The sequence below is a fragment of the Rothia terrae genome (assembly GCF_012396615.1).
Lineage (GTDB): Bacteria > Actinomycetota > Actinomycetes > Actinomycetales > Micrococcaceae > Rothia > Rothia terrae.
Genome location: NZ_JAAXPV010000011.1, coordinates 83910 through 92997, shown reverse-complemented (window position 1 = coordinate 92997; position 9088 = coordinate 83910). Strand labels below are relative to the sequence as shown.

10 protein-coding genes are annotated in these 9088 nt (G+C 52.8%); 6 read left to right on the top strand and 4 right to left on the bottom strand.

The features are described from left to right. Together HF984_RS11365 and HF984_RS07475 are read left to right on the top strand one after the other, a co-directional pair. Positions 1-192 (top strand): hypothetical protein (locus HF984_RS11365; protein WP_210729636.1); only part of this gene is annotated, 192 nt, incomplete at its 5' end. Between the two features lie 155 nt (positions 193-347). Beyond that, positions 348-839: a hypothetical protein gene (locus HF984_RS07475; RefSeq protein ID WP_168615056.1), complete on the top strand. Its 492-nt coding sequence runs from the start codon at positions 348-350 to the stop codon at positions 837-839. 433 nt (positions 840-1272) lie between these two features. On the opposite strand, the gene HF984_RS07470 is transcribed toward HF984_RS07475, so the two are convergent. Then, positions 1273-1467: a hypothetical protein gene (locus tag HF984_RS07470; protein ID WP_168615055.1), complete on the bottom strand. Its 195-nt coding sequence runs from the start codon at positions 1465-1467 to the stop codon at positions 1273-1275. An 854-nt stretch (positions 1468-2321) separates the two neighbouring features. Here HF984_RS07470 and hisD point away from each other — a divergent pair. Further along, positions 2322-3662: a histidinol dehydrogenase gene (gene hisD / locus HF984_RS07465; protein ID WP_168615054.1), complete on the top strand. Its 1341-nt coding sequence runs from the start codon at positions 2322-2324 to the stop codon at positions 3660-3662. A 43-nt stretch (positions 3663-3705) separates the two neighbouring features. Then, positions 3706-4182: a transcriptional regulator NrdR gene (gene nrdR / locus HF984_RS07460; protein ID WP_168615053.1), complete on the top strand. Its 477-nt coding sequence runs from the start codon at positions 3706-3708 to the stop codon at positions 4180-4182. 116 nt (positions 4183-4298) lie between these two features. Here nrdR and ppgK read toward each other — a convergent pair whose 3' ends face one another. After that, the gene (gene ppgK / locus HF984_RS07455) at positions 4299-5126 is read right to left on the bottom strand and encodes a polyphosphate--glucose phosphotransferase (RefSeq protein WP_168615052.1); all 828 of its coding nucleotides are present in this window, start codon (positions 5124-5126) and stop codon (positions 4299-4301) included. A gap of 40 nt (positions 5127-5166) precedes the next feature. Beyond that, entirely contained in the window at positions 5167-6066 is a 900-nt protein-coding gene (gene map, locus HF984_RS07450; RefSeq protein WP_168615051.1) for a type I methionyl aminopeptidase, read from the bottom strand. Between the two features lie 197 nt (positions 6067-6263). On the opposite strand from map, the gene HF984_RS07445 reads away from it, so the two are divergent. Continuing rightward, complete coding sequence (locus tag HF984_RS07445; RefSeq protein ID WP_168615050.1) at positions 6264-6455, top strand: SPOR domain-containing protein; 192 nt, start codon at positions 6264-6266, stop codon at positions 6453-6455. Positions 6456-6503: 48 nt separating this feature from the next. Here HF984_RS07445 and panB read toward each other — a convergent pair whose 3' ends face one another. After that, entirely contained in the window at positions 6504-7406 is a 903-nt protein-coding gene (gene panB / locus HF984_RS07440; RefSeq protein WP_168615049.1) for a 3-methyl-2-oxobutanoate hydroxymethyltransferase, read from the bottom strand. Positions 7407-7657: 251 nt separating this feature from the next. On the opposite strand from panB, the gene glnA reads away from it, so the two are divergent. Then, a complete protein-coding gene (glnA, locus tag HF984_RS07435) occupies positions 7658-8998 on the top strand; it encodes a type I glutamate--ammonia ligase (RefSeq protein WP_168615048.1) in 1341 nt (446 codons plus the stop codon). Positions 8999-9088: the final 90 nt, after the last annotated feature.

Sequence of the window (9088 nt, the reverse complement as noted above, 5' to 3'; positions counted from 1 at the left end):
TGGACACCTGCAGATGTGAAGGCGGTGAACAGGTTCATTAATTCACGCCGGGCGGTGGTGGAGCGGGTGATTGCTCAGGTGAAGGCCTGGCGTATTTTGCACACGGGTTTCCGGCGACCGTTGGGCTTGTATGGGCGGGTGTTTGCGGTGGTGCGGGGGTTGGTGTTTTTGGCTGCTGGTCGCCCCTTATGAATAATCCTCCTTAGCTAAGACCTTTTAGAAAGGTTTCTTATTGTTTAAAAACCTTTCAAAGGAAAGTATATTTATTACTAGACTTGCGAAGGTGACTTAAGTTACAATTCATTTAGCGCGCTATTCACTTATTCTTCTCTGGTAAGGATCGAACCATGAAGCTTTTATCCAAAGCTACAACCGTATCTGTTGCCTGCCTGTTAACTCTTTCTGTGGCTCCAGCAAGTCACGCAACTGTTGTTTCCACCCCATCAACTTCCACCGTATCGACATCTTCAACTGAGCTCAGCCCAGAGGAAATGAAGCAACTTGAAAAAGATGTGGAAATCCTCTTCACTCGATACGTTCAAACTGATTCTTCAGGACGTTTCTTTGTCAATGCTTCAAATCTTGCGGCTGACGGGGCACAAAGTAGAACGGCAGAACTGCAGCAGCTAGCCGATGCCTTCAATCTTCTAGGCTCTAGCCCTTCAGTACCAACGACTAGCGCAAGCGGTCACTTCAAACCCAAAAATAGCGTCCAGCCGAACGGTGCCGGAGAATTTGCAACCTGCATGGCTCTGAATGCTCTCGGAATTCCTGCAGCTGCTGCTTCTCCCGCTCTAATCAATGTCCTTAAAGAGGGAATCCGAGCATGGAACTGGTGACTCACTGCTAAAACGGTTGCTCGTATTATCGGCCCTGCAGCAGCTAAAGCATTAGGCGGCCCTGTCGGAATCGGTGTTACGTTAGGATGGGCGGCCCTCAGCTGTCATGAAAAGCTTTAAGGGTTTAAATGAATGCTGTTAGTTCTTCATCCGTAAATAAAAGGAAAGTTTTCTTTCACTTCCTATGGGTTCTTATAATTGCTCGTATCATTACGGGTTTAACTATTTCACATAACCTTTTGGACTTTCATTCCTGGTTACTACCCTCATCTTGGATAGCTCCTTTAGGTTTTGCAGTTATTTGGACAGTTATTTATTGGAAAAACCAAAAGAGCGAATAAATCGTTGAAAAGTGGTGCGTAGCTGCAGAGCTATGCACCACTTCTTTTATATTTTCTTAAGTTCTGGCGTGTGATTCCAACTGATTTGTTATTTAGGAGTCGGTTTTGGGGTTCAAGATGCGGTAGGAGATGCCTTTGAGGGCGAGAATAGTGATGGCGTGGGCGAGGTATTCGCGATAGGTATCGAGGTTCCAGTTATCATATTCGCCTGGGTGAGCTGCGTGGAGTTCATCAGTACTGTCGTAGAGCCAAAATGTTTTAGTTGCTGACCCTGCACGCAGCTCCATCAGAGGTTTGAGCTTATCGGTGATGCTGTGAAAGATTGCTTCTAACGCCTGTGATGATTCTTCAACGGGCTCAAATTTGCGCGCCTCATACCCGCCGTAGGGTGCGAGCGCTTTTGCCGGTGTGGGCGGCGAGGTCTGCTCCTGAGAGCCCGGTTGCGAGGCGGGTGATGTGGAATTCTGATCCGTTCATCGGTGGGTGCTTCTTTCTCTAGGTGTGTGGTTGCCCCACGCTGTGGTGGGGCAACCTGTTTTTGGGTGATGGCGTTGGTTATTTTCTGTGCTGGCTGGGTGTGGTGTTATTTCGTGTGTGTGCTGAACCAACGATTTGGGAGATTCTTCCTTTTGAAAGTCCTAGGATTTGCGCTGCTTTGAGAGTAGCTGAGGTCTTCTTCCTCTAACAAGATAGTGATTTCATTTTCTCGTTGGAAGGTGAGTGAGCGAGCGAAACGCTGTTCTGCGGTGATGTTGTGTCGATGGTAGATGAGCGTCATTTTGAGTGCTTGAGTCAGGGTGAGTTTGTATGGTTTTTTCGGCTGGTTTATTCCAGGTGAGGTGGTTTTTTAGGGCGGTGAGCAGCGTGGCGAATTGTTCGCTGGTGAGCCCGGTTATACGCTGGTTGGGCAACGGTCTCTCCGGTATGGCTTGAGGTTATTTCTGGCGATTTAGTCCTCTTATTTTGCCATTGGTGGGGCCGTTGTCTTTTGGTGGGGTGGGGTGTGGTTGATCCCTTATGAATAAGCCTCATTGGTTAGGCTTAGTTTAGCCGTGAAGATGAGCCTCAGCGAGCTGTTTAGCTTTTTCACTTTGTGAAACTGGCAGTCGTTTAGCCAAACACTTGCGGCTACACTATCTGCATGAGCAATCAGCAGTTATCACACGTTAACCTTCGTACCATCAATCTGCGCGGAACACAGCACAGCTATAGCGAGTTGCGCTCACTTGTGCCCCGTCAGACCGCTGAATTTGTGGGAAGCGCTCAGCATACGGTGAATGAGATTATCTCTACAGTGCGTGAGCGTGGGGCTGAATATCTGCGTGAATTGTCCACTCGATTTGATGGTGTAGAACAGGGGACATTGCGTGTTCCTCAGCAGGCTATCGATGACGCGGTTGCTCAGCTTGATCCCGAGGTCCGCCGCGGACTGGAGACAGCTATTGAGCGCACTCGAGCATTTGCGGCAGTGCAGCGTCCCGAAGACGCTCGTATTGAGGTTGCCCCCGGCGCTTATCTGGTGAATCGTTGGACGCCGGTTCGACGCGTCGGACTGTATGTTCCCGGTGGTCTGGCGGTGTACCCCTCATCGGTGGTTATGAACACGGTTCCTGCCCAGGCTGCCGGTGTAGAATCCATCGTTTTGTGCACCCCTCCTCAGAAAGAGTTTGGGGGACTGCCGCATCCTACTATTTTGGGAGCGGCTGGACTTTTGGGCATTACCGAAGTGTGGGCTATTGGTGGTGCTCAAGCGTTGGCCGCGATGGCGTATGGAATCGACGACGCCGGCGAGCACCTTGAGAGCGTCGATACCATTACCGGACCGGGCAATATTTTTGTAGCGCTTGCCAAACGAGCTCTCCAGGGCACAGTGGGTATAGACGGTCAGGCCGGCACCACTGAGATTGCGGTTATTGCTGATGAAGAAGCAAATCCGGTCTACGTGGCTGCTGACCTGATTTCTCAGGCGGAACACGACCCACACGCTGGGTCTGTGCTGATCACGCACTCAGAAGATACGGCAAAGAACGTCCGAGAAGAAATCAACAAACAAGTGAGTGTTACCAAGCACGCTGAACGCGTCCAAACAGCATTGCAGGGGGAGCAGTCCGGGATTATCCTGACTGATTCCATAGAGCACTCTATTCAGGTGGCGAATGCCTACGCCGCCGAACACCTTGAGATTCATACGCGTAACGCGGCCCATGTGGCTTCAGAAATTCGAAACGCCGGGGCTATCTTCATTGGACCGTACTCGCCTGTGCCATTGGGGGATTACGCTGCCGGATCAAACCACGTGCTACCCACTGCCGGAACAGCTGCCTTCGCATCCGGTCTCAACACCACCACTTTCATGAAAATCGTGCAACTCATTGAATATAGCCAAGACGCGTTGGCTGAGATTGGGGAAGACATCGTTGCCCTATCGCAGGCTGAAGACCTTCCTGCCCACGGAGAAGCAATTACTGCGCGAAATCGTTAGAATAGGGACACAGACACATCAATTGTTCTAAGGAAACTCTTTAGTGTTTTGCCCTTACTGCCGCCATAGCGACTCACGCGTGGTTGATTCCCGCACCACCGAAGACGGCGCTGCGATTCGTCGTCGTCGTCAATGCACCGAGTGCGGACGCCGCTTTACCACGGTTGAAACCACGTCGGTCGCGGTGATTAAACGTTCGGGTGTCACTGAACCGTTTAACCGCGAGAAGATTATCAACGGTGTGCGCAAAGCCTGCCAAGGACGCCCGGTAGGGGAGGACGATCTTGCTAAGCTCGCTCAGGAGGTCGAAGAGATTATCCGCGCAAAGGGGCTTGCTGAGATTGACGCTCATGAAGTCGGTTTGACCATCCTTGATCCGCTGTCACGACTCGATACCGTTGCATATCTGCGTTTTGCGAGTGTTTATCAGGCCTTTGACTCTCTGCAAGACTTCGAAAACGCTATCGAAAAACTTCGAGCAACTGGCGAAGCCGGACCCGAACAAACCACCCTGCTCTAGTAGGTAGATGACTAAAACCTCAAAGTTTATATTGAAAGAGCCGGTCGGTGCTGATGCAGTACCGACCGGCTCTTTTTCATCTGCCTCTAGCTGGTAGCAGAGACAGAACCCAGAACTTATTGGGTGTGCCCGGCTGCCCACACAGCCGCGCCCACAATACCCGCGTTATTGCGCAACTGCGCCATCACAATCGGAGTGCGCACATCTTCTTCAAAGTAGGGCAAGAACTTCTCGGGATTCTTCGATACACCACCACCGATAATGAACAGGTCGGGGGTAAAGAGTATCTCAACGTGCGTGAAGTAGCGACGAAGACGCTTACCGTACTTCTTCCACGAAATCTCGTCGCGTTCGCGAGCGCGAGCTGATGCCTTGCTTTCGGCATCGACACCGTCGATTTCGAGGTGACCGAGCTCGGTGTTGGGAATGAGCTGGCCGTTCATGATCAGCGCAGAACCGATACCCGTACCCAGCGTAATAACAGCAATCAGGCCAGCTTTATCGCGTCCTTGGCCGTACAGTGCCTCTGCAAGACCTGCAGCATCGGCGTCGTTGAGCGCGTGGACGGGGCGGCCATTGAGCGCGGCGCTCATGATGCCCTCAAGGTCAGCGCCAATCCAAGACTCATCGACGTTAGCAGCTGAGAGAGTCTTACCGTTTTTCACTACAGCGGGAAAGTCAATGCCTACTGCCGAATCGGGTGCCGGAGCCAGCTCGCGGGACTGTAGCTCGTCAACGATTTCGCGCACTACTTTTGCGCAGTTCTCAGGTGTTGCGGGCTGCGGGGTAGGAATGCGGAAGCGGTCGGAGACCAGGTTGCCGGTGCGGGTGTCAACAATGCCACCTTTCATTCCGGTGCCGCCGATATCGATACCGATGGCAAGATCGGCAGCGGTGGGCGCAGGAATTTCTGCTGAGATGGTTTCGACAGCGGTTTCAGTCATGAGTCATCAGACCTTTCTGTGTATGGGTGGAAAAAGAGAACTAGGGCAGGGTGAGAACGTCAACACCATCGGCGGTGACTACCATGGTGTGCTCAAACTGGGCTGAACGCTTGCGATCGCGGGTGACAACTGTCCAGTCGTCATCCCACATATCCCATTCGATGCCGCCGAGGGTAAGCATGGGTTCGATGGTGAAAATCATGCCTTCTTCGATGACGGTGTCGTAGGCCGGTGCCGCGTCGTAGTGAGGAATAATCAGGCCGGAGTGGAACTCGCGTCCAACGCCGTGACCGGTGAAGTCTCGAACGACGCCGTAGCCAAAGCGTGCGGCGTACTTTTCGATGACGCGACCGATCACGTTAATCTGGCGTCCGGGCTTAACAGCTTTCATGGCGCGGTTCAGGGCTTCTTCGGTGCGTTCAACGAGTAAACGTGATTCTTCGTCTACCTCGCCCACGAGCAAGGTGCGGTTGGTGTCGCCGTGCATACCGTTTTTGTAGGCGGTGACGTCGAGGTTGAGGATATCGCCTTCTTCAAGCACGGTGCTATCGGGAATGCCGTGGCAAATGACCTCGTTGAGTGAGGTGCACACAGATTTGGTGAAACCGCGGTAATCAACGGTTGAGGGGTAGGCACCGTGATCACAAATGTACTCGTGTACTAGAACGTCAATGTCGTTGGTGGTGGTGCCGGGTACAGCAATTTTTTCGGCTTCGACAATCGCACCGGCAGCAATTTTGCCTGCGACGCGTACCAGCTCTACTTCTTCGGCATTGTAGAAGTTTGAGAGGACGCCCTCGGTAGGGTTCTGCTTGCCCACGTATTCGGGGCGAACAATGTTCGAGGGCACCGAGCGCTGCGGTGCAACTGTACCTGCAACGAGCGCTCCGACGGGGGCCTTATTGGGTTCTGCTGGAAGATTATGCGAGGTCTTAGACATACAGTCAATGGTAGTCGCTCAGGCCGGCAGTTCGCAGGTTCTCAGCTGCCATGCTGGTTTCAAACTGTGTATCTTTTGCCACCGTGAATTGTCTCTAGGTTCGGGAAAGTTATACATCTTACCGGGAATGAGCTAGGGTAAGAACCAGTGAAACATCGCACAAAAATGACGTCTCAGAGCATGAAAAGGATGGCATCATGAGTAATACTCCCGGTGTAAGCCAGCCCGAATTCTGGTACAACCTTGAAACCGGCCAGGTTGAAGAAGGCCAGCAGTCAGCAGTGACTAAGCTGTGGGGCCCCTTTGCTACCCGTGAAGAGGCTGCCAACGCGATGGCCAAGGCGCAGGATCGCAATGAATCCTGGGACAACGACGGTTGGAACAACTAAAACAATAAAAGGCTGGGTTGCACAGTTGAGTGCGACCCAGCCTTTTCTTTACCCTTCGAAACCGTGTTCAGGTGCCGGGTATGCTCCCGAACGAATATCGTTGCGGTAGGCGGATGCGGCGTCCTTCATGATGTGATGGAGGTTAGCGTACTGCTTGACGAAGCGCGCCATCTTGCCAGAACGCAATCCCATCATGTCCTGCCAGACCAATACGTGACCGGTCGCGTCGGCACCTGCACCGATGCTCACAGTAGGCACCGGGCCAAGTGCTTTATTGACTGCCGAACCAGTAGCGTTGGTTGACATCTCCATCAGCACACAAAAAGCCCCCGCCTCAGCTAGCGTCACAGCGTCTTCAACAACTTTTGCGGATGCGTCGCCGCGTCCTTGAATTCTAAAACCGCCCAGTGCGTGCTCTGACTGAGGGGTAAAACCGATATGAGCCATCACCGGAATACCCGCGTTTACCACCGCACGAACATGCTCGGCGTAGTAGGCTGAGCCTTCCATCTTGACCGCGTGAGCTCCGCCTTCTTTCATCAGACGAATAGCGCTTTCAACGGCTTGCGCGGGGGAGACCTGGTAAGAACCAAAGGGCATATCTGCCACAACGAGAGCACGCTGTGCAACTGATGACACAGCGGACACCAGCGGAATCATCTGATCCAGGGTGATGGTCAAGGTTGACTCGTGACCGAGAACATTGTTGCCCGCAGAATCGCCAATCAACAAAACCTCAATACCGGCCTCATCAAAAATTGTGGCGGTGAGCGCATCGTAGCAAGTCAGCATTGCAAATTTCTCGCCGCGAGCCTTGGCCTCAGCCAGGTGTACGGTGCGGATTTTCTTAATGCCATCAAGGTAGGTGCTGTCAGAAGGTGAAAAGCCGCCGGCGGTCTGCGGTGTACCGCCGTAAGGCGCTGTAGTTTCTGCTGATTGTTCATTGCTCATACAACCAATTTTACTGTGCGACACGTACTGACTCGAACCTGTCACCTGCGTAAGCATTACCACGCCGGGGTATACGAACACGAGAAGCTTCAAAATTTACACGCTCGTAACCGTCATTCAGCGGAAAAGGTATGGTCGGTGATCCTCTACCTGGCGTGCAGATAATAAAGTAAAGGTAAGAACGCGTGGCTACAGCATCCTCACAGCGCTGAGCCACCACAACAAAATTTTCCTCTGATAAAGGAGTGGCAATGGATCGCCAGCAAGAATTTGTTCTGCGCACCATCGAAGAAAGGGACGTGCGTTTTGTGCGTCTGTGGTTCACGGACGTTGTGGGAACGCTGAAGTCTGTCGCCCTTGCACCGGCTGAGGTTGAAGCTGCTTTCCTTGAGGGACTGGGCTTTGACGGATCATCCATTGAAGGCCTATCACGCATTTACGAATCAGATATGCTGTTGCAGCCGGATCCCTCCACTTTCCAGATCTTGCCCTGGCGCGGTACCGAAGAACCGACTTCTCGCATGTACTGCGACATTCTCACCCCAGATGGTGAGCCAAGTGCCTCAGACACCCGCGGCGTTCTCAAGCGTACTTTGCAAAAGGCCTCCGGTATGGGATTCACCTGCTACACCTCACCAGAGATTGAGTTTTACCTGCTCAAGTCGAATAAGGTAGGGCCAGCCGGTGTGCCCGAGCCCGTGGATTTCGGCGGCTACTTTGACCACACCCCAGGTGGTGTTGTGCAGGACTTCCGTCGTCGTGCTGTCTCAACCCTTGAAGAAGTCGGTATCTCAGTAGAATTCTCACACCACGAAACCGGTCCGGGACAAAACGAAATCGACTTGCGCCACGCAGATGCACTTCAGACCGCCGACAACATTCAGACCTTCCGCACCGTGGTCAAAGAGGTAGCGATTTCTCACGGTATCTACGCAACCTTCATGCCCAAGCCTTTCACCGAGCACGCCGGCTCAGGTATGCATACCCACTTCTCGCTCTTTGAAGGTGACACGAACGCGTTCTTCGAAGCCGGCTCGGAATACCAGCTCTCAAAGACCGCGCGTCACTTTATCGCGGGCGTCCTCAAACACGCCCCGGAATTCACCTCTGTCACTAACCAGTACATCAACTCATATAAACGTTTGTGGGGCGGCGGCGAGGCACCGAGCTACCTCTCATGGGGCCACAATAACCGCTCAGCACTGGTTCGCGTACCGCTGTATAAGCCCAACAAGATGCAGTCAGCACGCATTGAATACCGAGGCATTGACTCAGCCGCAAACCCCTACCTCGCCTACGCCGTTATTCTGGCAGCCGGTCTCAAGGGCATCGAAGAAGAATACCCCCTGTCACCTGCAGAATCAGAAGATATTGCGGCCATGACGTCCTCAGAGCGACGCGCACTGGGATACTCGGCACTACCGTCTTCACTTGATGAAGCAATCCGCATCACTGAGGACTCAGAATTCATGGCTGAAACACTGGGCGAGCAGGTCTTTGAACAGTTCTTGCGTAACAAGCGCGATGACTGGAAAGAATACCGTGCACAGGTAACACCGTACGAGCTCCACAAGGATCTCGGAATCCTATAGACCGAACACGCGATGGCGTCGGCCTTTTATCGGCGCCATCGTGAACGTCAAGTTCGGTCTCATTCTCTAACCTTTCTACAGCGCACAGAC

What these genes read in the sequence shown, in the direction of transcription:
- HF984_RS07445 (WP_168615050.1), top strand. Translation starts at nt 6,264, where the DNA reads ATGAGTAATACTCCCGGTGTAAGCCAGCCCGAATTCTGGTACAACCTT.
- ppgK (WP_168615052.1), bottom strand. Translation starts at nt 5,126, where the DNA reads ATGACTGAAACCGCTGTCGAAACCATCTCAGCAGAAATTCCTGCGCCC.
- glnA (WP_168615048.1), top strand. Translation starts at nt 7,658, where the DNA reads ATGGATCGCCAGCAAGAATTTGTTCTGCGCACCATCGAAGAAAGGGAC.
- hisD (WP_168615054.1), top strand. Translation starts at nt 2,322, where the DNA reads ATGAGCAATCAGCAGTTATCACACGTTAACCTTCGTACCATCAATCTG.
- panB (WP_168615049.1), bottom strand. Translation starts at nt 7,406, where the DNA reads ATGAGCAATGAACAATCAGCAGAAACTACAGCGCCTTACGGCGGTACA.
- HF984_RS07475 (WP_168615056.1), top strand. Translation starts at nt 348, where the DNA reads ATGAAGCTTTTATCCAAAGCTACAACCGTATCTGTTGCCTGCCTGTTA.
- HF984_RS07470 (WP_168615055.1), bottom strand. Translation starts at nt 1,467, where the DNA reads ATGGAGCTGCGTGCAGGGTCAGCAACTAAAACATTTTGGCTCTACGAC.
- map (WP_168615051.1), bottom strand. Translation starts at nt 6,066, where the DNA reads ATGTCTAAGACCTCGCATAATCTTCCAGCAGAACCCAATAAGGCCCCC.